Below are 26,918 nucleotides of genomic sequence, written 5' to 3' on the forward strand. Positions count from 1 at the left end.
GGGCTCATGGGAGTTCCCCTGCGGCCGGTGGCGGCGCGGTCGGTGTACCGCGAGGTCGCGCCGCCGCCCGCGCTCGCCGGTGTGCTCGCCTGCGGCTGGCACGGTGACACCGGCTGGGCGCGGCCGCTGCGGGTGCTTCCGGACGGCTGCGCCGACCTCGTCTGGGATGGCGACGCGCTCGCCGTCGTCGTCACCGCCGGGGCGCCCGTGCGCCTGTGGGTCCCGGCGGCCGCGTTGCGCGTCGGTTTTCGCTTGCGCTGTGGGGCCGCGGCCGCCGTGCTCGGCACGTCGATGCCGGAGCTGCCCGCGGGCCCGACCCGGCTGAGCGACCTCTGGGGCGCCGCCGCCCGCCGCGCGGAAGACGTCCTCGCGCACACCGCGGATCCCGAGGCGCAGCGCGGGATTCTCGAAACGCTCGTCGCGCAGCGCCGGGTGACACCCGACCGGCGGGTGCTGGCCGCGGTCCACGCGCTCGGCACGGCGACCCGGACGTCTGACGTCGCCGACACTGTGGGCGTCAGCGAACGCGCGTTGCGGCGGCACCTCGTCCACGCCGTCGGCGCCGGACCGAAACAAGTGCACCGGATCCGGCGGTTCCAACGGTTCCTTCGCCTGCTCGAACCCCTCGCCGCGCGACGGACGTCCTTGGCCCGCGTCGCCGCCGAACTCGGGTATGCCGACCAGTCCCACCTCGGGCGCGACTGCCGCCGGTTGTCCGGCTCCTCCCCCGCCGCGCTGGTGCGGGTGGCCGAAAAGTTCCAGACGTCCGCCCCGCTCGCGCGCCACGATCGGCCTCATGTTCCGAGTGACCATCCCGGTGCGCTGTGACGACATCGACGCCAACGGCCACGTCCGCGGCCCCGCTTACCTCGCCTACGCCGACCACGCGCGCTGGTCGTGCGTGCAGGCCGCCGGGATCGACCTCGCCGCGCTGGCCGCGCGCCGGATCGGCCCGGTCAACCTGGAGACGACCGTGCGGTTCCACCGCGAGCTGGTGGCGGGTGGCGACGTCTCGATCAGCTGCGAATTCCGTTGGGGTACCGGCAAAACCTCGCGGGTGACGCAGGAGTTCCACACCCCGGACGGCACGCTCGTGGCCACCGTCTCGTCCGTGTCGGGCCTGCTGGACCTCGACCGGCGGCGGTTGCTGCCCGACCCCGGCGCGCACTGGCGGGAGCTGGCCGCGCACCCCGAACTGCTCGGCCTGGCCCCGAAAACCGCGTGATCTTTCGCGCGCCGATCACTACGGTAGCGCCGTGCCCGACCACGCCTTCGCCGACCACGAACTCGCCGCCCTGTACGACGGCCTCAACCCGCGCGAAAGCAGCGGCGACTACGCCTTCTACTTCCCGATGATCATGGCCGCCGACGCCGTGCTCGACGTCGGCTGCGGCACCGGTTCGCTGCTGCACTGGGCGCGGGAGTCCGGTCACGCGGGTCGGCTCGTCGGCCTCGACCCGGCTGAGGGCATGCTCGCCCAGGCCCGTCGCCGCGACGATGTCGAGTGGGTGCTCGGCGATTTGTCGACCGCCGCCTGGGACGGCGAGTTCGACTTCGCCGTGATGACCGGGCACGCGTTCCAGGTCCTGCTCACCGACGACGAGCTGCGGACGGCGTTCTCGGCGGTCCGCCGCGCGCTGAAGCCCGGCGGCCGGTTCGGGTTCGACACGCGCAACCCCGCCGCCCGCGCCTGGGAACGCTGGACTCCCGCGCACGTCTGGGAAACCGGCGACGTGCGGTCGTGGAACGACGCCGGGCCGTTCGAGAACGGGTACGTCCACTTCAAGACGACCTTCGAGAGCCCGAACTGGGACGCGCCGCGGTACAGCGAAAGCACGTTGCGGTTCCTCGACGTCCCGTCGCTGCGCGGATTCATCGAGGCAGCCGGGCTGGAAGTCGAGCAGCAGTACGGCTACTGGGACCGCACGCCCGTGACCGGTGACAGCCCGGAGATCATCACGATCGTGCGGCGCCCCCTCACCTGAAGTCGCGCGACTTCGCCTTGATCCGCATCGGCAGCGCCTCCACGCGGTCGGCGAGGACGCTCACCACGCCGTCGGCCTTCTCCACCACCCCGCGGATCAGCAGCGCCGAACTGGCGCGGGCGACGCGGTGGTAGCGCTGCCACAGCCCGAGCGTGCAGATCACGTTGACCATCCCCGTCTCGTCTTCGAGGTTCAGGAAGGTGACGCCGGCCGCCGTCGCCGGGCGCTGGCGGTGCGTCACCGCGCCGCCGACCAGCACGCGCGCGCCGTCTTCGAGGTCGGCCAGCCCGCTCGCCGGGACGACGCCGAGTCGTCGAGGCGGTCGCGGATGAACTCCGTCGGGTAGCTGTCCGGCGAAACCCCGGTCGCCCAGACGTCCGCCGCCGCGATGTCGAGGCCGTCCATCCCGGGCAGCACCGGCGCCTGCGCGCCGACCAGGCCCGGCAGCTTCTCCGGCCGCTCCCCGGCGACCGCGCCCGCGGTCCACAGCGCCTGGCGGCGGTCGCCGCCGAACCCGGCGAACGCGCCGGCCGTCGCCAGCGCCTCGATCTGCGGCGTGGTCAGCCGCACGCGGCGGGCGACGTCGGCCATGTCGGAGTACGCGCCGTTCGCCTCCCGTTCGGCCACGATCCGCTTGGCGACGTCTTCGCCGATCCGCCGCACGGTGCTCAGCCCGGTGCGCACGTCGTGGAACTTCCCGGTGCCCGCCTCCAGAGTCGCGTGCGGCAGGCTCCGGTTGATGTCGGGGCCGTGCACGGTGACGCCGTGCCGCCGCGCGTCCGCGACCAGCGACTGCGGCGAGTAGAAGCCCATCGGCTGCGCTCGCAGCAGGCCCGCCAGGAACGCGTCCGGGTGGTAGTACTTGAAGTAGGCGCTGGAAAACACCAGGTGCGCGAAGCTCAGCGCGTGGCTCTCCGGGAAGCCGAAGTTCGCGAAAGCCTTCAGCTTCAAGAAGATCTTCTGCGCGAGCTCCGCGTCGACGCCGTTCGCGGCCGCGCCCGCGAGGAACCGCTCCCGCAGCCGGTCCATCTTCCGATCCGAGCGCTTCGACCCCATCGCGTGCCGCAGCTGATCGGCCTCCGCCGCGGTGAAGTTCGCGACGTCCAGCGCGATCTGCATCATCTGCTCCTGGAACAGCGGCACGCCCTTGGTCTTGTGCAGCGCCTTCTCCAGCAGCGGGTGGTCGTAGGACCACTCCTCGCGGCCCTGCTTGCGGCGGATGTACGGGTGCACCGAGCCGCCCTGGATCGGGCCGGGCCGGATCAGCGCCACCTCGACGGCGAGGTCGTAGAACTCGGTCGGTTTCAGCCGGGGCAGCGTCGCGAGCTGGGCGCGGCTCTCGACCTGGAACACGCCGATCGCGTCGGCGCGGCACAGCATGTCGTAGATCTTCTCGTCGGCGAGGTCCAGTTCGGCGAGGTCGACGTGCTCGCCCTTGTGCTCGGCGACCAGGTCGATCATGTAGTGCAGCGCGGAGAGCATGCCCAGGCCGAGCAGGTCGAACTTGACCAGCCCGGCGGCGGCGCAGTCCTCCTTCTCCCACTGGATCACGCTGCGGTCGGCCATCCGCGCCCACTCGACGGGCACGACCTGGCTCACCGGCTCCCGGCACATGACCATGCCACCGGAGTGGATGCCGAGGTGACGCGGGAAGTCCTCGAGCGCGAAAGCCAGCTGGACGACGTCGTCCGGGATGTCGTGGTCGTGGTCCTTTTCGGTGCTGCGCAAGGAACCCCAGCGGTCGATCTGCTTGCTCCAGGCGTCCTGCTGGCCGGGTGAGTAGCCGAGGGCCTTCGCGGCGTCGCGGACCGCGGACCGGGCGCGGTAGGTGATGACGTTCGCGACCTGCGCGGTGCGGAGGCGGCCGTGCTTGCGGAAGACGTACTGGATGGCCTCCTCGCGGCGGTCGGACTCGATGTCGAGGTCGATGTCGGGGTAGCCGTCCCGGTCCGGGGCGAGGAAGCGTTCGAAGAGCAGCTCGTAGGCGATGGAGTCGACCTTGGTGATGCCGAGGGCGTAGCAGACGGCTGAGTTCGCGGCCGAGCCGCGGCCCTGGCAGAGGATGTCGTTCTCGCGGCAGAACCGGACGATGTCCCAGACGATCAGGAAGTAGCCCGGGAAACCGAGCTCTTCGATGATGGCGAGCTCGTGCTTGATCTGTTCGGCCGCTTTTTCTTCGTGCGGCTTGCCTTTGAAGCGCTCCTTCGCGCCTTCCCAGGTGAGCTCGCGCAGGTAGGTCGTCTCAGTGTGGCCGTCGGGGACGTCGAAAGGTGGCAGCTCGGGGGCGATCAGCTTGAGCGGGAAGGCGCATTCCATGCCCAGCAAGGCGCTTCGGCGCACGGCGCCCGGGTAGCGGCGGAACAGGACGTCCATTTCGGCGCCGCTGCGGAGGAAGGCGGTCCCGGCGGCGGGCAGCCAGCCTTCCAGCTCGTCGATCCCGCGCCGCGCGCGGATGGCGGCGAGGGCGTCGGCGAGCGGAGCGCGTTCGGGACGGGCGTAGTGCGCGGCGGTGGTGGCGACGGTCGGGAGGCCGAAGTCCTCGGCGAGTTGCGTGAGGAGGTCGTTGTGCGTGCTGTCGAGCGGCTGACGGTGGTCGGTCAGCTCGACGTAGACGTTGTCGTGGCCGAAGCGGTCGACGAGGATTTCCAGCTGCTCGGCGGCGGCCGCCGGGCCGTGCGTGACGAGCGCCGAGCGCACCGCGCCTTTGCGGCAGCCCGTCAGCACCACGCACTGCCCGGCGACCTCCTCGGCGACCGCACCGAGGTCGTAGATCGGGCGCCCCTTTTCGGCCTTTTCGTGGATCTGGCCGGCGGTGATGGCCCGGCAGAGGGCGCGGTAGCCCTGGTCGCCGCGGGCGAGGAGCAGGAGGTGCTCGCCTTCGGGGTCGGCGACGCCGTTCTGCGGAGTGGCCAGGCCGAAGCTGAGTTCGGTGCCGAAGACGGTGTTGACGCCGAGTTCCCGCGCGGCCTCGGCGAAGCGCACGACGCCGTACATGCCGTCGTGGTCGGTGAGGGCGATGGCGTCGAGCTGGAGGCGCGCGGCTTCCTCGACGAGCTCCTCGGGGTGGCTGGCGCCGTCGAGGAAGCTGAAGTTGGAGTGGCAGTGCAGCTCGGCGTAGGGGACGCGGACGGCCTCGCCGCCATCGTCGGAGCTGCGGGCGGGGAGGTCATCGGGGCGGCGGTAGGTCTCGCGGCGGCGGCCCCAGGCGGGGCTGTCGCCGTGGTCGCCGGGCGGGACGCCACCCGCGAGGGTGCGGGCGAGGTCCTTCCAGCGGACGGGAGGGTTGTTCCAGCCCATTCAGCGGCTCCCGGGCTCGTCTTCGGGGCGCCAGGCGGACGGGTGGTTCCGACGGCTGCGCTCCTGGGCTTCGGTTGCGGCTTCGCGTCGGCGGTCGCCGTTGGACGGGTGGTTCCAGCGGCTGCGCTCCTGGGCCTCGGCTGCCGCTTCGGCTTGAGCCTCGGCTTCGGCTTGGCGGCGGCGGTGCCAGTTGGACGGGTGGTTCCAGCGGCTCCTCGCCTCGGCGTCGCTCATGCGACAGCCGTTCTCGTCGGATGTTCGCGGAACCGGCAGGGCGATCACCGGGCAAAGCTCTTCGTCCGAGTCCGGCAATTCCGGCAGCTGGCCGCGGACCGACCACCTCTCCTCCGCGCCGGACTGGGGTGGCGGGATCTCGCGCAGCCAGTCGCGTTCCTCGGCCGGTCGGGGGGTCGCGCCGGGGGCGGCTCGCAGCCAGTCGCGCAGGCGCCGTGCGTAGTTCTCGTCCATGCTCAGTCGTACACTCCCTCGACCGTCCACAGTGGATTTTCCGTGCCCGCGCAGTGCACCAGCACCGCCTCGGGTGGGTCGTCGTTCCCCTCGCCCGCGAGCACCAGCTGCAGCCGTGCGCGTCGCGGGCCCGGGTTCCGGCGGTCGCCCGCCAGCGGCCACGGCCCCGCCCAGCCGGTGACCTCGCGGTGCGTCCCACCCGCGATGGTCAGGCGGCGAGGCGGCGCCGTCAGCTGGTCGCGGGTCGTGAGGCCGACCGGGCGGCCCTCGGTGTCGAAGATCTGCGCCGGTACCGGGCGGTCGAGGACCGTCGCCGGGGAAGGGGCCGGGAGCCGGCCCGGCCAGGTCGCGTCGACGGGCGTCGTGCGCTCGCGCGGGTCACCCCACGGCACCAGCCGCACTCGGCCCGCCGGGTCGCGGCCGCCGTCGAGCAGCGGGGTGAGCACGCCCTCGGGCCCGAGCAGGCCCTGGACCCGCACGAACGCCCGGGCGGCGCGTTCGTCGTCTTCGTCGGAACGGCCGTTCTGCCACAGGTCCAGCTGCAGCGACCGGCCCTCGACCGTCTCCTCGGGTTCGAGCCGCAGCCGCACCACGCCGGACGTCGGGCGAGCGCCCGGCGCCGCGCGCAACCAGCCTTCGAACTGCCAGCGCACGCGGTCGGCGACCCCGGCGGGCGTCAGCGGTTCGGCGCACCGCCACACGCGGCCGAGGTGTTCGCCCTCTTCGGTGACGGCGTAGATGCCGAGCCGGGTGCAGGCGAGGCCGTGCCCGGCCAGCGCGGCGCAGAACCGCGTCGCGAGGCCCTTGGCGAGGAAGGCGGCGACGTCCACCCGCTCGACGACGGGATCGAACTCCTCGGTGAGCGTCAGCTCCGGCGGCGGGCGACGGCGCAGGGGTGGCCGTTCGGACAGTCCTCGAGCGAGCCGGTGGGCGAGCGTCCCGGCGGTGCCGAACCGGGTGACGACGTCGCGTTCGTCGAGGGCAGCGAAGGCCCCGAGCGTCCGCAACCCGAGACGGCGCACCAGGTCCACGAGCTCGGCGCGGTCGGACCCGGGCTGGTCGAGTTCGGTGATGGGCAGCGGAGCGAGGAACTCGGCGACGCGCCCGGGTTCGACGAAGGCGCCGTGCCGCGCGGCGAGCGTCGCGGCGAAGAGGCCTTCGGCGGCCCCGACCTGGCATTCGACGCCGGCCGCGGCGGACACTTCGTCGACGAGCCGCTCGACGAGGGCGTGTTCACCGCCGAAGTACCCGGCGGCCCCGGCGACGGGCACGGCGACCAGCCCCGGCCGCACGACCTCGACCCCGACGACGAGCGCTTCGACAGCCCGCGCGACGGCCTCGAAGAGCCGCGCGTCCCGGCCATCGTCGGCGGCGAAGACGGCCAGTTCGGGGCAGTTCGACTGCGCTTCCCGCCGCCGCATGCCGCGCCGCACGCCACCGCGCCGGGCGGGGGCGTTGCAGGCGACGACGCGGTTGGCGGAGAAGACGGCGGCGGGCTGGGTGACGGCAACCTCGCCGACCGCCGCCGCGGCGACCACCGGCCAGTCCGGGCACCAGAGGACGAGCATCCGGGTGGGGGTGGGCGAGGTGCCGCGCTGGGCGGGGACGGTCATGCCGCCTCCCGCACGACCGCCGAACCGAGGTGGTGGAGGGACCCGCGCCCGGAAGGCCGGTTCGCGGGCTCGGCAGGACAGCCGGGGCCCTTGGCCGGAAAACACGCGCACCGCGCCGGGCGGGTTGCGGGCGCGGAGGCTCGGCGCACACCCCTGGCCGAGCGGCTCGCGGACTCGAAGGTTCGGCGTATACCCACGCCGGGCCGGGTTGCGGGCCCGAAGGCTCGGCGCACACCCCCGGCCGAGCGGCTCGCAGACCCGAAACCTCGGCACACACCCACGCCCGGCCGGGTTGCGGGCACGAAGACTCGGCGCACACCCACGGCCGGGCAGCTCGCAGACTCGAAGCCTCGGCACACACCCACGCCCGGGCGGGTTGCGGGCGCGAAGGCTCGGCGCACACCCCCGGCCGGGCAGCTCGCAGACTCGAAACCTCGGCACACACCCACAGCCGAGCACCTCGCAGACCCGAAGACTCGGCGCGCACCCCGACGGCCCGCGCCCTCATAGGCCCGGACCCGCGCGGAAGCCGCTCCGAAGGCGACCACGAACGCCGTCACGCCGTGGCCTCCTCGCGAAGTTCCCGCCCGAGACCCCGAGCAGCCCCCGCCGAAGTCACCACGCCCCCAGCACCCGGCAGCTCGAGCACCGCCGACACCGGACGAGCCGCCGAACCGCGGCCGTGCGCTCGGACCTCCACCCGTCGCTCGCGCAGGTGCCCGTATCCGCTCTCCGGTCCCTCCCAAGCCGATACCCGGCACGACAACTCGACGTCCGCGCCTGGCCAAGCCCCAGCCGCCAACAGCACCGCGCCGCGGTGGCGAGCACGGGCTGACAACCGCCGCGCCACGGCTGCCTGCACCGTCTCCGAATGGACCGCCACCACGTCCACTCCGTCCAGCAACGCCGCCACCACCCCCGGCAGCTCCGCTCCCGGACGCGGGACCAGCGCCAGCCTCGAGAGGTCGACTCCGTACTCGGCCGCCGCCGCCAGGCCCAGCGAGGGCATGCCGACCACCGCCGCCCAGGAACCCGCCGCCGTGGGCGCCGCCAGCAACGCCAGCAACAGCGAACTCGCGCCGTGGACCGCCACCGTGCTTCCGCGGCGGAGCCCGGCGGCCGGCAGCAGCTCGGCCAGCGCCGGGGCGACCGGGAGCACCCTTCCCGTCACCCTGGCCCGCTCGGCTTGGGCCGCCACCCGGCTCGCCGTGCTCACCCCGGGCAGGGCCGCCAGCCGGGCCACCGGCGGCTCCACCACAGCGGTCACCGCACGCACCTCCCCACCAACGGACTAGGCCGGCGGCCACGCCTCTCCCAAAACACGACCGACAGCACTGGTTCGCCGCGGGGAAGGCGGCGGTTCCACGTCGAACACGTGTTCGACGTAACCCAGTCAACCGTCAACCGGCCACCCTGTCAAGTCACCCACAAGGGTCCGTTCAAAACCGCTTGCCCGGCCGCGAAACCGCAGCTAGACAGACCGCGTGGAGCTCACCGACATCCGCCCCGAGGACTGCCCCGAACTGCTCGTCCTGCAACGCTGCTGCTGGGTCCAGGAGGCCGTCCTCAACGACACCCTCGACATCCCCGCCCTGCACGAAACCCTCGAAGACGTCCGCGACTGGACGAAGACCTGGGCGGTGTGGGTCCTGCGGCACGAGCACCGGCTCGTCGGCGCCGTGCGCGCCCGGCTCGACGGCGACCGCTGGGAGATCGGCCGGCTGATGGTCGCCCCCGACCTCGCCGGGCGCGGGCTCGGCCGCCGCCTGCTCGCGCACTCCGAAGCGCAAGCTCCCGCCGAGGCGCGGAAGTTCGTCCTCTTCACCGGGGCCCGCAGCGCCCGCAACATCGCGATGTACCAGCGTGCGGGCTACCGGCTCACCGACGCCCCCGACGTCGACGGCCACATCCGCGGCGCCGTGTACCTGGAAAAAGATCGCGAAAACCCCGGTCCGCCCGTCTGACGCCACGGGGTGGGCTAGATTGCCCGGTGGACTTCTGGGGGTTGTGATGACCAAACGGCCGATCCTGTGGCTCGCCGGCGCGCTGGTCGTGGCGGGCGCGGTGGCCGCCGTCGTGCTCACCGCGGGCGGCGGCGTGCCCGGCGCGACGGCCGCGGCCCCCGGCCCGACGACCATCGGCGCGGAGTGGCGGTCGTTCCGCGCCGACGTCACCGGGATCCGCCCCGGCCCCGACGACGCCAGCCTGTTCGTGCAGGTCGCGCTGCCCGGCAAGGACCCCGGGTGCGTCCGGGAGCCGCGGATCGAGCAGGTCGTGGAGTCGAAGACCGACATCCGCGCCGACGTCGTCTACTCGACGCGGCCCGCGGCGGGCGGCTGCCAGGACAAGGTGCCGGCGGAGCTGCGGCTGACCGCGTCCGGCCCGGTCGCGGACCGCACGGTGATCCTCAACGCCAACGCCGATGCGTGGCACAAGCTCGGGGCCGGCTGGGGCCACTGCGGCCCCCAGGGCGCTTGCGCCCCGCCCGCGGACCACTGCGACCCGGCGTGGATCGGCGCCGCGGTGTCCGCTGTGGGTGCCGAAAGCCCGGGCACCACACGCACCTGCACGCCCGACTGGCTCGTGCTGGACCTGCTGGTGCGCCAGACCGATCCGCCGTCGCGGGCCGTCTTCCGCTGGACCGACGCGGGGTGGGCGTCGTTCGCCAAGGTCACCACGGCCGGGTGCGCCGACATCCGCGCGGCCGAACCGAAGTTCCCGGCCGCGCTCTGCCGGACGCTTCCCGCGCCCGCGTGAACGCCGTCGACCTGCGGCCTTTCCGCGAGGAGGACCTGCCCGTCCTCGACCGGTTCGCCACCGATCCGGCCGTGCTCGGCGTCCACCAGTGGACCGGGTTCGCCGACCCGAAGGCGCGCCGTCGCCGTTGGGCCGAAGACGGCTACCTCGGCGCCGAAAACTCCGCGGTGGCCGTAACGGCGGACGACGTCGTCGCCGGGATGGCGAGCTGGGAGGCCGCCGACCGCGGCGGGCCCGCGGGCGGCTGCTTCGAGATCGGGCTGACGCTGCTGCCGGAGCACCGCGGCCGCGGCATCGGCCTCGCCGCGCACCGGCTGCTCGTCGCGCACCTCTTCGCCGTCACCCGCGCACACCGGCTCGAGGCCTTCACCGACGGCGAGAACGTCGCCGAGCAGAAGACCCTGGAACGAGCCGGGTTCCACCGCGAAGGCGTGATGCGCGAAGTCACCTGGCGCGACGGGACTTGGCGCGACGAAGTGGTCTACGCGCTCTTCCGCCCTTAACGCCCCAGCTTCTTGACGATCTCCGCGCCGACGGCCTTCACGGTGTCGTCGGATTCCTGCTGCGGCATCGGCGAGTTCGAGAAGAAACCCTTGTCCCAGCCGGTCACCTCGACCAGGACGACGGTCGTGCCCTTGAGGATGTGCAGTTCGGCCCCGCTGAACGCGCTCTTCGTGGCCAGCCGGACGAGGGCCGCCTTGTCGCCGATGCCCTTGACGTCCGTCGGAGCGATCTCCGGCTTGGTCGGCAGGAACATGTCGTTCGCCTGCTCGCGCGCGTTCTCCCCGGAGTACTTAGTGATCTGGACGTGCAGGGTGGCGTCACGGACGTTCTCGTCCGGACCCGGTTTCCAGCTGCAGCCCTGCTGCTTGAGTCCCGGCACGTCCTGGGTGCCCTGACCGCCCAGGACGAAGCTCGGGAACCCGGCCTTCTCCAGCACCTGCGCCGAGATCTGGCACTCGGCGGGCACCGGCGACGACGACGGCGCCTCGCCGGTGCTCGCGAAGTAGTCGCTCGCGAAGATGCCGAGGGGGATGCCCGCGCCCAGCAGCACGACCACGGCACCGATGATGCCGAGGATCAACCCGGTCCGCTTCTTCTTCGGCGGCCGCATCGGCGCGCCGTAGCCGGGCGGCGGATAGCCGGGTTGCTGCGGGTACCCGGGCTGCTGCGGATAGCCCGGGTACCCCTGCTGACCTTGGCCGTACTGCGGCGGCTGCTGCATCGAGCCCTCCCTCTCGAAGCGCGGGTCAGTGCGCGAAGTGGCGCGTCCCCGTCAGGTACATCGTGACACCGGCTTTCTCCGCGGCCGCGATCACCTCGGGGTCGCGGACCGAGCCGCCGGGCTGCACGATCGCCCGGACACCGGCCTCGACCAGCACCTCCAGGCCGTCCGGGAACGGGAAGAACGCGTCCGACGCGCCCACCGAGCCCTTGGCCCGGTCCCCCGCCCGCGAGACCGCGAGCCGCGAGGAGTCGACGCGGTTGACCTGGCCCATGCCGACGCCGACGGTCGCGCCGTCGCTCGCCAGCAGGATCGCGTTCGACTTGACCGCGCGCAGCGAGCGCCACGCGAACTCGAGGTCGCGCAGGGTCTGCTCGTCGGCGGGGTTACCGGTGGCCAGCGTCCACGACGCCGGGTCGTCGCCCGGCGCGTCGATCGCGTCGACGGTCTGCAGCAGCACGCCGCCGGAGATCGGGCGGAACTCGACCGGGAACGCCGGGGCCTCGGGCAGCTTCAGCAGCCGGATGTTCTTCTTGCGCTGCAGGATTTCCAGCGCTTCGGCGTCGAAGTCCGGGGCCAGCACGACCTCGGTGAAGACCTCGGCGATCTGCTCCGCGGCCTCGCGGCTGACCGGCCGGTTCGTCGCGATGACGCCGCCGTAGGCCGAAACCGGGTCGCACGCGTGGGCCTTGCGGTGCGCCTCGGCGATGTCCGCGCCGATCGCGATGCCGCACGGGTTGGCGTGCTTGATGATCGCGACGGCGGGCTCGGCGAAGTCGAACGCGGCGCGGCGGGCGGCGTCGGTGTCGACGTAGTTGTTGTAGGACATGGCCTTGCCGTGCAGCTGCTCGGCGTGCGCCAGGCCCGGGTTCTGGCTCTTGTACAGCGCGGCCTTCTGGTGCGGGTTCTCGCCGTAGCGCAGGACGTCGGCGCGTTCCCAGGTGGCGCCGAGGAAGTCCGGGAACCCGGCGTCGTCCGCGGGCGCGTACGAGCTGGCGAACCAGGAAGCGACGGCCGTGTCGTACGCCGCCGTGTGCGCGTACGCCTGCGCCGCGAGCCGCTTGCGGTCCTCGAAGTCGAAGCCGCCGTCGGCGACGCGCTCCAGGACCCACTCGTAGCGGGCCGGGTCGACGACGACCGCGACACTGCCGTGGTTCTTCGCCGCCGCGCGGACCATCGCCGGGCCGCCGATGTCGATGTTCTCGACGCAGTCCTCGGGGCTCGCGCCGGACGCGACGGTCTGCGCGAACGGGTACAGGTTCACGACCAGCAGGTCGAACGCCGCGATGTCGAGCTTGCGCAGCTGCTCGACGTGGTCGGGGTTGCCCTGGTCGGCCAGCAGGCCGGCGTGGACGCGCGGGTGCAGCGTCTTGACGCGGCCGTCGAGCGACTCGGGGAACCCGGTGACCTCTTCGACCGGCGTGACCGGGACCCCGGCGTCGGCGATGACCTTCGCCGTGCCGCCGGTGGAGACGATCTCGACGCCGGCCGCGTGCAGGCCGGTCGCGAGGTCCAGGAGGCCCGCCTTGTCCGAGACGCCGATCAGCGCCCGGCGGACCGGGCGCCGTCCCAGGTCAGTGCTCACGAAATGTCACCTTTCGTCCGTCCACGGTGCAGCCACCGCGGCCGAGTCGCTCGATCGTTTCCACCAGCAGCCTGCGTTCGACGGCCTTGATCCGTTCGTGCAGGACGTCTTCGGTGTCGTCGTGCTCCACGACGACCGCTTCCTGGGCGATGATCGGCCCGGTGTCGACCCCGGCGTCCGCGAAGTGCACGGTCGAGCCGGTGACCTTGACCCCGGCCTCCAGCGCATCGCGCACCGCGTGCATCCCGGGGAAGGACGGGAGCAGCGCCGGGTGCGTGTTGATCACCGTGAACCGGCTGAGGAACTGCTCGCCGAGAATCTTCATGAAGCCCGCGGAGACGACGAGGTCGGGCTGGTACGCCGCCACGGCTTCGGTCAGCGCCTTGTCCCAGGCCGCGCGATCGGGATGGTCGGCGACGCGGACGGTGAACGACGGGATGCTCACGCGTTCGGCGCGGGTCAGCGCCTCGATGCCGGTGCGGTCGGCGCCGACGGCGACGACCTTGGCCGGGAAGCCGGACCGCGCGGTGGCGTCGAGCACCGACTGCAGGAGGGTGCCGGAGCCCGACGCGAGCACGACGAGCTTCACCGGGGTGGGCAGCTCCAACCGTTGAGACAGAGCGGGCTCCTTGCCGCGGGCGGTGCGCAGCCGGGCGCACGGCGCTTCACCAGGTCACGACAACCCTAACGGTCGGCCTCGTCCGGCTCGACGTCACCGCAGGTCTCGGTGCCTCCGGTCACAGCTTCGTCCGGCTCGGCGGAGCTTTCACGTGAAAGCTCCGCGTCCTCGGTGGTGGAGCTTTCACGTGAAAGCTCGGTGTCGTCGTCGGGCTCTTCGCCGGGCTGTTCTTCTTCGTCCTCTTCGGACGCTTCGATCTCCTCGACCGCTTCGGCCGCTTCTTCCGCGTCGACGTCGTCGGCGTCCTCGAAGGCTTCGTTCTCTTCGAGCGCTTCGGGCGGCGGTGCCGGTGGCTCGTGCTCACCCGTGAAGAACGCGACGAACGACCCCGGGATGACCACCCAGCAGAACGCCACGATCGAGGCGACGCCGACCGGCACGCTCACCGGGTCGAACGGGCCGTCGCCCAGGCGTCCGCCGGCGAGCGTCCCCAGCACGACGCAGCCGAGCGCGACGACCACCCCGGCAACCGCGACCGTGCGGATGCGCTGCGCCGGGTCGGCGTCGACCTTGCGCAGCGACCAGCCGACCAGCGCGCCGGTCGCGGCGGGCAGCACCAGCAGGGCCGGCCACCACGCCGAGTGGTGCTCGGGCAGCCCGCCGAGCAGCGGGACGCCGGGCACCGCGCCGCCGCGGTAGCCGAACATCCCGACGTTCAGGTCGCCGATCGAGAAGCCGGGCCCGGTGACGAACGAGAGCCCGGCCGCCACGGCGTTCGGCAGGTAGAGCAGCGACAGCAGGAAGAGCCCGAAGCTGGTGCCGAACGCGGGCTCGTAGATATCGGCCACGGTCTTCCAGGACAGCGCGGTCGCGACGGTGAAGACGGCGGCACCGCAGGCCACCAGCACCGCGAAGGCCATCGCCCCGGCCCGGACCCCGCGCAGCGCGAGAGGGTCGAGGCGATCGGCGACGACGTCCGGCAACCCGCAGCACCACGCGATGCCCGTCCCGGCTGCCACGGCGGCCAGCAGCCCGGGGACGACGAAGGCGAGCAGCGGGTTCGCCGACACCGGCGAACCCTGCGCGCCGAGCGCGATGACCAGGCCGAACACCGCGTGCGCGCCGGTGATCGTGACGAACACCGGCAGCGCTTCGCGGGGCGAGCGGCAGCCGAGGCGCTGGGCGGCACCCGACGCCGTCCGCGCGGCCAGTGCGAGCGCACCCAGCGTAGGCAGCAGTGGCAGCACCCCGATCGGGTGGCCGCCGAGGTCGAGGCGCACCTGGTGCGCGGCGAGCCAGCCGGGCCCGGCGGCGAGCAGCACACCGGTACCGGAGAAGACGGCGCGGTCGGCGGTCAGGGTGACCAGGGTCAGCACGGTCGCGACGGCGGCGTAGCCGGTGACCAGCGGGCCGAGGGCGGCGGCGAGCAACACCCGCACCCGCGCCGCCCGGGAGAGTTCGACGGCGGGCTCGAGGTCGCTCACCGGCTCTTCGCGCGAGTCGGTGAGCACGTCCATGATCCGCACCCTGACACCCGGGCTGCTCCGACCGGGTGAGCCACGCCGCCGCCGGACACCGTGGCGAAGCTAACCCACCCGGTCGGGTGGCCGCGATTCGCCGGGTGACCGCAGGTAGGCGAGCGCCATCGCGGCCGCCTCGGCCGCCCACGCCGACCACGACCGGCCGTCGGACCAGAACCGGCAGGTCGCGGCCCGGTGCACGCACGCGCCGATGATCGTCCGGGCCGCCATCCGGACGGCTTCCTCACGGTCTTCTCGGCGGACTTCGGCGAGGCAGGGGCCGACTGCGTCGACGAACACGCGCTGGATCGCGGCCAGTGCCGCCAGACCGCGGTCGCGCCCGTCGGCGCGCTGGGCGTCGAGCAGCTCCGGGAAGATCCGGTCGTGCTCGGCGAAGGTGCGGGCCAGCGCCCGGGTGAACGCGGCGACGACCTCGTCCAGTTCCGCCGCCGACGCGCTGAGCGCCTCGCCCACCGCGGCCTCCAGCTCGCCGAGCAACTGGTCCTTCACGGCGTACAGCAGCTGGTCCTTGCCCGCGAACCGGCGGTAGATCGCGCCCACCGACAGGCCCGCCCGCTCGGCGACCGCGCCAACGGTGAACTCCTCGATGCCACCGGCCAGCACCTGCTCCGCGGCGGCGAGGACCTTCTGCAGGGACTCGCGGCTGCGGGCTTGCTGCGGCGGCCGGAAGCCCGGCTCGGCGGATGGCTGGCTCACCGGCGGCACGTTACCCGGTCAGGTGCGAATGATAATCTCCGTTCGCATTCGGCGATCGGGAGGGACGACGGCATGGTGAGCATCGAGGTCCGGGGCGCCTCCGTGGACTTCCCGATCTTCGACGCCAAGACGCGCTCGCTGAAGAAACGGGTGCTCGGCAAGGTCGGCGGCAAGATCGGCACCGAAGCGAAGACCCCCGTCATCGAGGCGCTGCGGGACATCACGCTGTCCCTCGGCGACGGCGACCGCGTCGGGCTCGTCGGGCACAACGGCGCCGGGAAGTCCACGCTCCTGCGGTTGCTCTCCGGCATCTACGAGCCCACCCGGGGCAGCGCGCGCGTCGTCGGCCGGATCGCGCCCGTGTTCGACCTCGGCGTCGGCCTCGACCCCGAAGTCTCCGGCCACGAGAACATCCTGATCCGCGGGCTGTTCCTCGGCATGAGCCGCGGGCAGATGGCCCAGCGCGTCGACGACATCGCGGAGTTCACCGAGCTCGGCGACTACCTGCACCTGCCGCTGCGCACCTACTCCGCGGGCATGCGCGTCCGGCTCGCGCTCGGCGTGGTGACCACGATCGACCCCGAGATCCTCATCCTCGACGAGGGTCTCGGCGCGATCGACGCGGCGTTCCTCGCCAAGGCCCGGCAGCGGCTGGTCGACCTCGCCCGCCGCGCCGGCGTGCTGGTGTTCGCCTCGCACTCCGACGAACTGCTGCGCGAGCTGTGCACCACCGCGCTGTGGATGGACGATGGCCGGATCCGCATGAGCGGCTCGCTGGCCGACGTCCTCGGTGCCTACAAGGGGAAATGAAACACCCGCTGTGACGGCGGAGCGTCACAGCGGGTGTTTGTCAGTTCGACTTGCCGAAACCACCGGGCGGCGTGCCCGGGTTGTCCGACGGCGGCTGCTGGAAGAACTGGCCCTGCTGCGGGGCGTACGTCGTGGCCTGCGGCGGCGGCGTGGTCGACGGCGGGTTCGGCGAGCCGTACTGGCCCGGCTGCGAGAACGGCGCCGACGGCTCCCCGGTCTGGGCGACCGGCCCCGGCTGCTGCTGGCCGTACTGCTGACCGGGCTGGCCGTACTGCTGTTGCTGCTGGCCGGGCTGACCGTACTGGCCGCTGTAGGGCGGCGCGGCGGGCTTCGGCGCCGGCGGCTTGATCACGTCGTACTCGAGCAGCAGCGCGCCGACCGCGACGAGCATCTGCAGGATCCCCAGGATCAGGATGACCGTGACGATGCCGGGCGTCGTCTGCATCCCGACCAGCGTGTCCAGGACGTCGAGCGCGCCGAGGACGCTGAACAGCGCCGCGAACGGCAGCGTCTTCGGGCCCTTCGGCAGCGCGTGCAGCCCGGCGAGCAGACCACCGGCCAGCAGGTACGTCCCGCCGAGGCCGACCTCGCCGCTGTCGGAGAAGCCCAGGAAGTACTGCACGAGCGCGAGGACCGCCACCACCAGGGCGAGCAGCAGCGGCAGGTTCTGCGGCAGGCCCGCGGCACCCGACGGCGCCTGGTGCGCCGCGTGCTGCTGCTGCGGGAACCCACCGGTGGACGGGGGTCCGGGGGGCTGCTGGCCGCCACCCTGCTGGGGGTAGCCGGGCCCGCCGCTGGGGAAGGTCATCGGATGCACTCCTGTCGGTTCGACCGGCACTCCGGGCGCGCGCGGGCACCCAGGGGGAAGACGAGGCGGCTTGTGTGCGCAGAACGCTAGCGCACTCCTGCGCCGTCAGCCCACCAGACGCGTGAATACCTCGGGAGGTTTCGTCCGAAAACACGCGGAAGGCCGGGCACCTGTGCGGTACCCGGCCTCACCTGCGATTACGCGCTGTTGTCAGCCGAGGCTGTTGTACAGCTCACGCGCGAGCACGGCGGTCTCGCTCGGGGTCTTGCCGACCTTGACGCCGGCGGCCTCGAGGGCCTCCTTCTTCGCGGCGGCCGTGCCGGAGGAGCCCGACACGATGGCGCCCGCGTGGCCCATGGTCTTGCCCTCGGGCGCGGTGAAGCCCGCGACGTAGCCGACGACCGGCTTGGTCACGTTCTCCTTGATGTACGCCGCGGCGCGCTCTTCGGCGTCGCCGCCGATCTCGCCGATCATCACGATGACCTTGGTCTCGGGGTCCTTCTCGAACTCCGCGAGGGCGTCGATGTGGGTGGTCCCGATGACGGGGTCACCGCCGATGCCGACCGCGGTCGAGAAGCCGATGTCCCGCAGCTCGTACATCATCTGGTAGGTCAGCGTGCCGGACTTCGACACGAGGCCGATGTTGCCGGGGCCGGTGATGTCGGCCGGGATGATGCCGGCGTTCGACTTGCCGGGGCTGATCACGCCGGGGCAGTTCGGGCCGATGATGCGGGTCTTGTTGCCCTTCGCGACCGCGTGCGCCCAGAAGTAGGCGGAGTCGTGCACCGGGATGCCCTCGGTGATGACCACGGCGAGCGGGATCTCGGCGTCGATCGCCTCGACGACCGCGTCCTTGGCGAACTTCGGCGGCACGAAGATGACCGACACGTCGGCGCCGGTCTCCTTGATCGCCTCTTCGACGGTGCCGAAGACCGTGAGGTCCTTGCCCTCGATGGTGACGGTCTGGCCGGCCTTGCGGGCGTTGACGCCGCCCACGATGTTCGTGCCGGACTTCAGCATCTTGGTGGCGTGCTTCATGCCCTCGGAGCCGGTGAGCCCCTGGACGATGACCTTGCTGTTCTCGTTGAGGAAGATCGACATCTCACGCACCTGCCGCGGCGAGCTCGGCAGCCTTGTCGGCCGCGTTGTCCATTGTGTCCACCACGGTGACCAGCGGGTGGTTCGCGTCGGCCAGGATCTTCCGGCCTTCGACGACGTTGTTGCCGTCCAGGCGGACGACCAGCGGCTTGGTGGCCTCGTCGCCCAGGATCTTCAGGGCCTCGACGATGCCGGTGGCCACCGCGTCGCACGCGGTGATGCCGCCGAAGACGTTGACGAACACGCTCTTCACGTCGGTGTCGTTGAGGATGACGTCCAGGCCGGCCGCCATGACCTCGGCCGACGCGCCGCCGCCGATGTCGAGGAAGTTGGCCGGCTTCACGCCGCCGTGCTTCTCGCCCGCGTACGCCACGACGTCCAAAGTGGACATCACGAGGCCCGCGCCGTTGCCGATGATGCCGACCTCGCCGTCGAGCTTGACGTAGTTGAGGTCCTTGGCCTTGGCCTTCGCCTCGAGCGGGTTCTCGGCTTCCTTGTCCACCAGGGCCTCGTGGCCCGGCTGGCGGAAGGAGGCGTTCTCGTCGAGGGTGACCTTGCCGTCGAGGGCGATGATCTTGTCCTGCGGGTCGCGGACCAGCGGGTTGACCTCGACCAGCGTGGCGTCCTCGGAGACGAAGGTCTCCCAGAGCTTCACGACGACGTCGGCGGCCTCGTCGATGATGTCGGCCGGGAAGTTGCCGGCCTTCAGGATCTCGAGCGCCTTCGCCTTGTCGACCCCGGCGATCGCGTCGACCGGGATCTTCGCGAGCGCTTCGGGGCGCTCGACGGCGAGCTGCTCGATCTCCATGCCGCCTTCGGAGGAGGCCATGGCGAGGAAGGTGCGGTTCGCCCGGTCCAGCAGGAAGGAGAAGTAGTACTCGGACGCGATGTCCGACGCTTCCGCCACGAGCACGCGGCGCGTGATGTGGCCCTTGATGTCGAGGCCGAGGATGGCTTCCGCCTTCTCCTTCGCCTCGTCCGGCGTCTGGGCCAGCTTGACGCCGCCCGCCTTGCCGCGGCCACCGGTCTTCACCTGGGCCTTGACGACGACCTGGTTGCCGATCTGCTCGGCGGCGGCCTTGGCTTCTTCGGGGGTGCTAGCCACGGCACCCGGCAGAACCGGTACTCCGTGGGCGGCGAAGAGATCCCTCGCCTGGTACTCGTAGAGGTCCACTACTCCAGTCTCCTGACGACACGCCACTGTGGTGGTCCGTTGCCGGACCGCGCTGTCGGACCAGTCGAGGTTAGCGACCTGCGCAGACGCAGGGGACTCCGCACCTGGTGAAGTCGGTCACCGTGCGCGGTCAGACGGTGCGTCAGCGGTGTGAGACCGCCCACCGGAGGCCCATTCCGCGGCTTCGGCGGCGGTCGTGAAGACCCGGAAGCCGGGCAGGCTCGGCGGCTCGGCACCGAGGACGACGACCGCGTCCGGGTCCTCCTGTTCGGCGGTGCGGAGGATCTGCTCGGCGGTGTCGACGGGTCCGGCGTGGACGACCTCGACGCCTTCGTCGCGCAGGAAGCGGCCGAGCGCGACGGCGGCCGCGTCGGGCCGGGTGAACTCGACGACGAGCACGCGGATCACGACTGGTCGCGCCCGCCCGCGACGGCCATGCCCGCGCCGACGAGCAACGCCGCGACGGCGGCGAGCGCGACCCAGAACCCGGTCGACGGGCTCGCGTCGCCGAGCGCGCCGCCGACGAGCGGCAGTTCCGCGGCGTGCAGCCCGGTGAGCAGAGCGGCACCGGCGAGCAGGGCGGCGGCGGGCTTCGGCCGCGACCGCAGCGCGAGCGCGGCGGCCCCGACGACGACCACGACGGCGGTGAGCAGCCCCCACGACGGCGTGTCGAAGTTCGACCAGAGCCCGGGGGCGACGTAACCGGGAACGCTGAAGACGGGCAGCCCGAAGGCGGCGACGGCCAGCACGGCCCCGGCGACGACGGGGGTGAGCAGGCCACCGTCGGCGGTGCTGTTCCCGGCGTCTTCGCGTTCGACGACGCCGGTCCCGACGACGGCGAGCGCGAGCAGGGCGGCGAGCACGAGGGCGGCGAACGTCCAGGCGGCGCCGGCACCGAGGTCGTAGCCGAAGGCGGGCGCGGCGGTGCCCCCGAACCCGGCGAGGTTGCCGGCCTGGGTGGCGGTGAGGGCGGTGTTCAGGACGGCGGTCCCGGCCAGAACGATCCCGGCCCAGGCGAGCCCCAGCACGGGCCGCGCCGCGGCGGCGGTCTTCGGCACGAGAGTGCCGAGGGAGAGAACGGCGACCAGAAGGGCGGCGACGAGCAGGAACCACCGGGCCGGACTTTCGGCGGCGGCGCTGACGGGCGTCACGGCCCCGGGGTTGAGCGCGGTGACGGCGACCTGCGGCGCGAAGGTGCCGACGACCGCGGCGGCCGCGGTGGCCAGGCCGAGCAGGCCGGTGGTGAGCCGCCACCAGAAGAGGCCGGGCACCCGCACTTCGGCGTCGGTCTTCGGTTTCTCGGCGAGCCGGGTGAAGGCGAGGGCGGCGGTGAGCGCCGTCGCGACGAGGACGAGACAGGGTCCCCAGGTGACGTGCAGGTCGGCCCGGAAGAGCCCGGCCAGCAGCGCGGGAGCGGCGACGGCGAAGGCCCCGGCGGTGAGGCCGAGGAGGGTCCCGCGAGCGGTGCGTTCGGAGGGGGCGGCGAGGGCGAGCGCGGCGGCGAGCGGCAGCGCGGCGGCGATCAGGAGGTAGCCGCCGAGGGCGGGCCAGGGTCCTTCGAAGGCGGAGCGGGCGAGGAGGAAGCCGTTGTCGGAGTGGACGGGAGCGGTCAGCAGCCCGACCGACGCCGTGACGGCGAGGAGCGGGACGAGCAGCCGCCAGCGTCGTCGTTCGGGCTCGTCGCGGGGCTGGGCCCGCCAGGCGAGGACACCGGCGGCGATGGTGAGGAGGTGCCCGGCGACCAGCAGCCAGAACCCGGCGCCGACGGCCGAGCCGCCGACGAACCGGTCGGGCAGGTAGAGCTCGGGGCGGATGGTGAGGGGGCCGTTGACGGCGAACTGCAGGTCGAGGAGGAGGCGACCTGGTGCGAGGGCGGCCAGGCCGAGGACGATGCCGCCGCCGATGCCGGGCTTTTTCGCCGCGACGGCCCCGATCGCGGCGACCGCGGGGGCGAGGAAGAGGAGGGCCAGCCAGGGCCAGCTGGTGAAGCCGGGAGCGGCGTCGGGCGAGACGGGGACCAGCGCGGCGACGGTGAGCGCGAGGGCGCCTGCGGCGGTCAGTCCGATCGCGACGGTCAGCGGCCGGGACTGCGTGTCTTCGTCGAGCCAGGGGGTTTGTGCAGGCGTGGGCATCCGCTTGCCGGTGGGACGGGCGGAGTCGGGATCCGGCGGGGTGGCGGGGGTGCTCCGGCCGGGCGGTTCTGAGCGTGGGGGCATTGCCAGCGACGCTAGCAAGTTCGGGCCGGGGCGGAGGGGCCAGCGGGGCGCGAGTCGCCGAGTGGATGGGGTGGGTTTGGGGCGCGGGTCGCCGAGTCGGGTGGCGGCCGGGCGGCCGGAGAGTGCCGGGAGCACGAGTCGCCGCGCGGGCTGGCCGGGGTTTTGGGGTGCGGGCAGCTGAGCGGATGCGGGCGAGTGGGCCGATCCCGGACGTGCGAGCTGTCGAGCGGGCCGGGCCGGGCCGGGGCTGCCGGGCGAGCGGGGGTGGCTCCGGCTGGCGCATCGGCGCGGGCCGGAGGGCGCCGAGCGAGCCAGGGCCGGATGAGACTCGAGTTGGCGAGCAACCCCGCGAGCTTCCCGGGCGTCCGTTTGTCAGAGCCGGGTGGCGCCGGGTCACGGGGGATGCGATCGCGCCGCGTGGGAGATCGGCCGCTTAGTCGGGTGCGGAGCGGGGCGCAAGGGGACAAATCCGGCACCTAAACCGGATCTTGGGCCGCCAGTCGACGAGCGGTTCACTTGCGTCGATGAACGGTCGACTTCGGCCGCCTCGATGCAGCACCACATCCGCGCCCGAGAACGCGGGACAGCGGCCGGACGTGTCGAAAAGGCTTGAACATCCGCAGGCAAACCCTTATTCCGGCCCCAACCGCCGCCGACGCCGTGGAGAGCATTCGACCGACCGCAAGGGCTGTAAGGCAAGTCACAACCAATGCAGTAAACCCCGTCTGACTTTGCGTAATTCCCACAGGTGAGCGCGCTCCGCTGACCACCCGTTCGGCCGACGCGCGGGGCAGATCTTGCCTACAGCGGTGCCCCTTCGTTACTGTCCCCCGGTCCCCATTACAGTCAGGTCACGAAGTAGGACGACGAGCAAACCGCCCCCGAGGTTGGCTCACCGGGTTCCCCCGCCCGCAGTCCTCGACCCGGCTCCCCGACGATGGAAGGCCCTGTCTTGGCTTCACACCGCTCCCCCGGCGGCCAAGCTCCTTCCCCGGCACTGAAGGACGCGCTCGAAGGCGCGGTCGTCCGTGTCCGGGGTGCGCACCGCATCGCCCCGCCCTCTTCGGCCCTTCGCGGCCGTGTCGTGGTCGCCGCCGTCGCGGCTGGTGCGTTCGCCGCCGCCGCCGCGGGACAGACCCTGAAGTCGGTCACGGACTCCGATGCCGCCGTCACCCCCCTGGCCAACAGCCAGGACGCCAGCGCCTCGCTGACCGCGGGAGGTGCGGGCTCCGGGGGCGCCCCGGAACTCCTGCCGACCGGCCACGCCGTCGACGCCTCCGCCGAAGCCGCGAAGCTCTCCGACAGCGCCTCCGTCACGCAGGCCCGTGAGCAGCGCGAAGCCGACGCCGCCCGCAAGGCCGCCGAAGAAGCCGCTCGCCCCAAGACCTGCCTCCCGGCCCACGGGACCTTCACCTCGGGCTTCGGTGCCCGGTGGGGCACGAGCCACCTCGGCATCGACATCGCCAACTCCATCGGCACCCCGATCTACGCCGCCTCCGACGGCACCGTGATCGACGCCGGGCCGGCCAGCGGCTTCGGCCTCTGGGTGCGGATCCAGCTCGACGACGGCACCATCCAGGTCTACGGCCACATGAACTCCTTCTCGGTCAAGGAAGGCCAGAAGGTCAAGTGCGGCCAGCAGATCGCCGAGATCGGCAACCGCGGCCAGAGCACCGGCCCGCACCTGCACTTCGAGGTCTGGCAGAACGGCACCAAGAAGATCGACCCCCGGCCCTGGCTGGCCGCGCGCGGCGTCGTCATCTGAGCCTGCCGCTCCGACCGATTCACCACGGCCGTCCACAACGGCCAACGCAGGAAACCCCGCTGTAGAGCCATGATCCGCCGCCGAGGGCCGACGACGTCCCTCGGCCGCGACGCTCACCGCTCCGGCCGGGACACCGGTGCGCCCGGCCGCCGCCCGGCGGTCCGCAGCCGAAATCCCTTCAGGCCGCCCGGAACCCCCGCGGGCACCCGGAACCACCCTCAGCCTCTTCAAGGCCCCCCAAAAGCCGCTCAGCGCCCGCAACCAGCTACCGCTGCCCGCCCGGCAAGCGGCGGATGAAGTACGCGACGGCGACCTGCCACACCGTGCACAGTTCCGCGGGCCGGCGCACCGGCACCCACCCCCAGGACACGGCGCCCCCCGCGGAGCGGACACGCGCGGCGCGGCGACGCGTCGTCCAGCGGCGTCCCCGGCCGCAGGTGACACATCGCCCGTCCGCGCCGAGCTCGTGCTGCCTGAGCAGCGCTCGCCAAGCGGCGGCCAGCCGGCACGCCTCCGCTCCCGCACGCGAAGAAATTCCTGAAGCCCCCGAAGGCTCCCGACCCCGATCGGGAACCGTCGACCCCAGGACTCCTCGCAGGTATTTCTGTACCCCTTCGGCCAGCAGGCCAAACAGCACCGCGTCCACACCACACTACCCCCTCCGTCGAACTCTTGTTCGAGTACGGGGTCAGTTGTACCGGGTGGGTACGACGATTCCGGCGGCGATCGGGGAGATCGCCGCCGGGTTCACTCGGACGGGTGTTAGAGCTTCACCATCGGCACGCTGCCGATGAGCATCAGGCGGACCTTCCCGGCCGCGCCGAAGTCGATCGTCGCCGTGGCGCGGGGGCCGACGCCGTCGCACGAGATCACCGTGCCCAGGCCGTACTTGTCGTGGCTGACCCGGTCGCCGACGTCCAGCTTCAGCGCCACCGTGTCCTTCCAGCCCTTCCCGAACGACGACGTGCCCGGCGAAGACGGCGAAGACGACCGGCGGCCGCCCCACGTCGTCGCCGCGCGCGGTGTGCCCCGCGAGCCGGAACCGAAGCCGAACCCAGCGCTCGAGGGCTCCAGCCGCCGCCAGTCGACGAGGTCCGGCGGCAGCTCGTCGAGGAACCGCGACGCCGGGTTCATCGACGGCTGGCCCCACGCCGAGCGCGTGATCGCGCGCGAGACGTACAACCGCTGGCGCGCCCGGGTGATCGCGACGTACGCGAGCCGCCGTTCCTCGGCCAGCTCCGTCGGATCGCCCAACGCGCGCATGTGCGGGAAGACGCCGTCCTCCCAGCCGGTGCAGAACACCACCGGGTACTCCAGGCCCTTCGCGGTGTGCACGGTCATCAGCGTGACCACGCCCGCGCCGCCGTCGCCTTCCTCGCCGCCGTCGGGCGAAGGGACCGAGTCCGCGTCCGCGACCAGCGACACGCGCTCGAGGAACGCGGGCAGCGAGCCGGGCGCCGGAACGCCGTCCTCCACGACCAGTTCGGCGTTCTCGTCCGCGGCGACCTCGGCGGTGATCTCGGCGAACTCCCGCGCCACCGTGACGAGCTCGTCGAGGTTCTCCACGCGCGTGTGGTCCTGCGGGTCGTCGGACTCCTCGAGCTCGACGCGGTAGCCGGTCTTCTCCAGCACGGCTTCCAGCACGTCGTGCACCTCGGCGCCGGAGGCGACCAGCTCGCCCAGCTCGTCGAGCAGCGCGACGAACCCGCCGATCGCCTTGACCGACCGCGGGTTCAGCAGCGGCAGCTTCCCGTCGACGGCGTCGCGGAGCGCTTGCGCGAACGAGATCCGCTCGCGCTCGGCGTGCGTCGCCACGACGGCTTCGGCGCGGTCGCCGATGCCGCGCTTGGGCACGTTCAGCACGCGCCGCAGGCTGACCGTGTCTTCTGGGTTCGCCAGCACGCGCAGGTACGCGATCATGTCGCGGACTTCGCGCCGCTCGTAGAACCGCACGCCGCCGACGACCTTGTACGGCAGGCCGAGCCGGATGAAGATCTCTTCGAAGACGCGGGACTGGTTGTTGGTGCGGTAGAAGACGGCGACGTCGGAGTAGTCGGCTTCGCCCTTCTCCGCCAGCGCGTCGATCTCGCCCGCGACGAACGCGGCTTCGTCGTGGTCGTTGTCCGCGACGTAGCCGACGATCTTCTCGCCGTCGCCCGAGTCCGTCCACAGCCGCTTCGCGCGGCGGTTCGGGTTCCGCTCGATCACGGCGTTCGCCGCGGACAGGATCGTCTGCGTGGAGCGGTAGTTCTGCTCCAGCAGGATGGTGTGCGCGTTGGGGAAGTCCCGCTCGAACTCCTCGATGTTGCGGATCGTCGCGCCGCGGAAGGCGTAGATCGACTGGTCCGCGTCACCGACGACGCACAGCTCGGCCGGCTCGACACCCGCTTCGTTCGGCGCCGTCCCGGCCAGCTCGCGCACCAGCGTGTACTGCGCGTGGTTCGTGTCCTGGTACTCGTCGACCAGCACGTGGCGGAACCGCCGCCGGTAGTACTCGGCGACCGCCGGGAACGCCTGCAGCAGCGAGACCGTGCGCATGATGAGGTCGTCGAAGTCGAACGCGTTGGCCAGGGACAGCCGCCGCTGGTACTCGACGTAGACCTCGGCGACGCGGCGTTCGAGGTCGTTGCCCGCGTTCGCCGCCGCCGTCTCCGGGTCGGTCAGCTCGTTCTTGAGGTTCGAGATGTGCACGGCGAGCGTGCGCGCGGCGTACCGCTTCGGGTCGATGTCGAGGTCGCGCGCCACCAGCGTGATGAGCCGCTTGGTGTCGTCGGAGTCGTAGATGGAGAAGTTCGACGACATGTCGAGCGTCTTCGCCTCGCGGCGCAGGATCCGCACGCACATCGAGTGGAACGTGGACACCCACATCGCGTTCGCGCGGCGCCCGACGAGCGCGGCGACGCGCTCGCGCATCTCGGCGGCGGCCTTGTTGGTGAAGGTGATCGCCATGATCTCGCCGGGGTGCACCCGGCGTTGCCCGAGCAGGTAGGCGATCCGGCGGGTCAGCACCCGGGTCTTGCCCGATCCCGCGCCCGCCACCACCAGCAGCGGGCCACCGGCGTGGGTGACGGCTTCGCGCTGGGCGGGGTTCAGGTCGTCGAGCAGCTCGGCCTGCCCGCCGGTGGCGGGCTTGCGCACGGGGGTCTCGGCGGGGAGATCGAAGAGGGTGTCCATCGTCTGTCCACGCTACCCCGGGCGGGTCCGGACCCGGCAGAGTCCGGGGGCGCGCGTCCCGAGCGGGCTGAAGGGGACGTTCATCGC

The 26,918-nt window shown here is 72.4% G+C and carries 22 protein-coding genes and 1 pseudogene; 8 read left to right on the forward strand and 15 right to left on the reverse strand.

Features of this window, described 5'->3' with window-relative positions; all coding sequences use genetic code 11:
* Positions 1–6: 6 nt before the first annotated feature.
* The 3 genes from QP939_RS08520 to QP939_RS08530 are packed head-to-tail and all read left to right on the forward strand — an operon-like array spanning position 7 to position 1,985.
* On the forward strand, positions 7–828 hold the full coding sequence (locus QP939_RS08520; RefSeq protein ID WP_285456067.1) for an AraC family transcriptional regulator: 822 nt from the start codon (positions 7–9) through the stop codon (positions 826–828).
* Positions 797–1,225: an acyl-CoA thioesterase gene (locus tag QP939_RS08525; protein WP_285456068.1), complete on the forward strand. Its 429-nt coding sequence runs from the start codon at positions 797–799 to the stop codon at positions 1,223–1,225. The genes QP939_RS08520 and QP939_RS08525 overlap by 32 nt, the downstream gene beginning before the upstream one ends.
* Positions 1,226–1,256: 31 nt before the next feature.
* Positions 1,257–1,985, forward strand: coding sequence for a class I SAM-dependent methyltransferase (locus QP939_RS08530; RefSeq protein WP_285456069.1), 729 nt, complete (start codon positions 1,257–1,259; stop codon positions 1,983–1,985).
* On the opposite strand, the pseudogene QP939_RS08535 reads toward QP939_RS08530, so the two are convergent.
* From QP939_RS08535 to imuA', 4 genes and pseudogenes are all read right to left on the reverse strand, one after another.
* Positions 1,978–5,282: pseudogene (locus tag QP939_RS08535) on the reverse strand (error-prone DNA polymerase). The gene QP939_RS08530 and the pseudogene QP939_RS08535 sit on opposite strands and share 8 nt — an antisense overlap.
* Complete coding sequence (locus tag QP939_RS08540; protein ID WP_285456070.1) at positions 5,283–5,750, reverse strand: hypothetical protein; 468 nt, start codon at positions 5,748–5,750, stop codon at positions 5,283–5,285.
* 2 nt (positions 5,751–5,752) lie between these two features.
* Positions 5,753–7,363: a DNA polymerase Y family protein gene (locus QP939_RS08545; RefSeq protein WP_491624966.1), complete on the reverse strand. Its 1,611-nt coding sequence runs from the start codon at positions 7,361–7,363 to the stop codon at positions 5,753–5,755.
* A gap of 556 nt (positions 7,364–7,919) precedes the next feature.
* The gene (imuA', locus tag QP939_RS08550; RefSeq protein WP_285456071.1) at positions 7,920–8,630 is read right to left on the reverse strand and encodes a DnaE2-dependent mutagenesis accessory factor ImuA'; all 711 of its coding nucleotides are present in this window, start codon (positions 8,628–8,630) and stop codon (positions 7,920–7,922) included.
* Positions 8,631–8,847: 217 nt separating this feature from the next.
* On the opposite strand from imuA', the gene QP939_RS08555 reads away from it, so the two are divergent.
* From QP939_RS08555 to QP939_RS08565, 3 genes are read left to right on the forward strand one after another with little or no spacing between them, the layout of a single operon-like run.
* Positions 8,848–9,327, forward strand: a complete 480-nt coding sequence (locus tag QP939_RS08555) for a GNAT family N-acetyltransferase (RefSeq protein WP_285456072.1) — start codon at positions 8,848–8,850, stop codon at positions 9,325–9,327.
* A 46-nt stretch (positions 9,328–9,373) separates the two neighbouring features.
* Entirely contained in the window at positions 9,374–10,120 is a 747-nt protein-coding gene (locus QP939_RS08560; RefSeq protein ID WP_285456073.1) for a hypothetical protein, read from the forward strand.
* Positions 10,117–10,623, forward strand: coding sequence for a GNAT family N-acetyltransferase (locus tag QP939_RS08565; RefSeq protein ID WP_285456074.1), 507 nt, complete (start codon positions 10,117–10,119; stop codon positions 10,621–10,623). The genes QP939_RS08560 and QP939_RS08565 overlap by 4 nt, the downstream gene beginning before the upstream one ends.
* Here the strand turns inward: QP939_RS08565 and QP939_RS08570 are convergent.
* The 5 genes from QP939_RS08570 to QP939_RS08590 all read right to left on the reverse strand — a co-directional run bounded on the left by QP939_RS08570 (position 10,620) and on the right by QP939_RS08590 (position 15,786).
* A complete protein-coding gene (locus tag QP939_RS08570) occupies positions 10,620–11,345 on the reverse strand; it encodes a hypothetical protein (protein ID WP_285456075.1) in 726 nt (241 codons plus the stop codon). The two genes, QP939_RS08565 and QP939_RS08570, sit on opposite strands and share 4 nt — an antisense overlap.
* Before the next feature lie 25 nt (positions 11,346–11,370).
* Positions 11,371–12,930, reverse strand: a complete 1,560-nt coding sequence (purH, locus tag QP939_RS08575) for a bifunctional phosphoribosylaminoimidazolecarboxamide formyltransferase/IMP cyclohydrolase (RefSeq protein WP_285456076.1) — start codon at positions 12,928–12,930, stop codon at positions 11,371–11,373.
* A complete protein-coding gene (gene purN / locus QP939_RS08580) occupies positions 12,920–13,537 on the reverse strand; it encodes a phosphoribosylglycinamide formyltransferase (protein WP_285456077.1) in 618 nt (205 codons plus the stop codon). Before purN ends, purH begins: the two co-directional genes overlap by 11 nt.
* 77 nt (positions 13,538–13,614) lie before the next feature.
* Positions 13,615–15,075: a cell division protein PerM gene (locus QP939_RS08585; protein ID WP_285456078.1), complete on the reverse strand. Its 1,461-nt coding sequence runs from the start codon at positions 15,073–15,075 to the stop codon at positions 13,615–13,617.
* Between the two features lie 60 nt (positions 15,076–15,135).
* Complete coding sequence (locus tag QP939_RS08590; RefSeq protein ID WP_285456079.1) at positions 15,136–15,786, reverse strand: TetR/AcrR family transcriptional regulator; 651 nt, start codon at positions 15,784–15,786, stop codon at positions 15,136–15,138.
* Between the two features lie 72 nt (positions 15,787–15,858).
* On the opposite strand from QP939_RS08590, the gene wzt reads away from it, so the two are divergent.
* Positions 15,859–16,596 carry a galactan export ABC transporter ATP-binding subunit Wzt/RfbE gene (gene wzt / locus QP939_RS08595; protein ID WP_285456080.1) on the forward strand — a complete coding sequence of 246 codons (738 nt, stop codon included), beginning with the start codon at positions 15,859–15,861 and terminating at the stop codon, positions 16,594–16,596.
* Positions 16,597–16,636: 40 nt separating this feature from the next.
* Here wzt and QP939_RS08600 read toward each other — a convergent pair whose 3' ends face one another.
* The 5 genes from QP939_RS08600 to QP939_RS08620 all read right to left on the reverse strand — a co-directional run bounded on the left by QP939_RS08600 (position 16,637) and on the right by QP939_RS08620 (position 21,892).
* Positions 16,637–17,404, reverse strand: coding sequence for a DUF5336 domain-containing protein (locus QP939_RS08600; protein WP_285456081.1), 768 nt, complete (start codon positions 17,402–17,404; stop codon positions 16,637–16,639).
* A gap of 210 nt (positions 17,405–17,614) precedes the next feature.
* Complete coding sequence (sucD, locus tag QP939_RS08605) at positions 17,615–18,505, reverse strand: succinate--CoA ligase subunit alpha (protein ID WP_285456082.1); 891 nt, start codon at positions 18,503–18,505, stop codon at positions 17,615–17,617.
* 1 nt (position 18,506) lies between these two features.
* Entirely contained in the window at positions 18,507–19,676 is a 1,170-nt protein-coding gene (gene sucC, locus QP939_RS08610; RefSeq protein ID WP_285456083.1) for an ADP-forming succinate--CoA ligase subunit beta, read from the reverse strand.
* Between the two features lie 117 nt (positions 19,677–19,793).
* The gene (locus tag QP939_RS08615) at positions 19,794–20,084 is read right to left on the reverse strand and encodes a hypothetical protein (RefSeq protein ID WP_285456084.1); all 291 of its coding nucleotides are present in this window, start codon (positions 20,082–20,084) and stop codon (positions 19,794–19,796) included.
* A complete protein-coding gene (locus QP939_RS08620; RefSeq protein WP_434219641.1) occupies positions 20,081–21,892 on the reverse strand; it encodes a hypothetical protein in 1,812 nt (603 codons plus the stop codon). Before QP939_RS08620 ends, QP939_RS08615 begins: the two co-directional genes overlap by 4 nt.
* Before the next feature lie 1,084 nt (positions 21,893–22,976).
* Here QP939_RS08620 and QP939_RS08625 point away from each other — a divergent pair.
* A complete protein-coding gene (locus tag QP939_RS08625; protein ID WP_285459697.1) occupies positions 22,977–23,657 on the forward strand; it encodes a M23 family metallopeptidase in 681 nt (226 codons plus the stop codon).
* Positions 23,658–24,419: 762 nt separating this feature from the next.
* Here the strand turns inward: QP939_RS08625 and pcrA are convergent.
* Positions 24,420–26,831 (reverse strand): DNA helicase PcrA, encoded by a 2,412-nt coding sequence (gene pcrA, locus QP939_RS08630; RefSeq protein WP_285456086.1) that lies wholly within the window; start codon positions 26,829–26,831, stop codon positions 24,420–24,422.
* Positions 26,832–26,918: the final 87 nt, after the last annotated feature.

This window comes from Amycolatopsis nalaikhensis, from assembly GCF_030264295.1.
Taxonomy (GTDB): Bacteria; Actinomycetota; Actinomycetes; order Mycobacteriales; family Pseudonocardiaceae; genus Amycolatopsis; species Amycolatopsis nalaikhensis.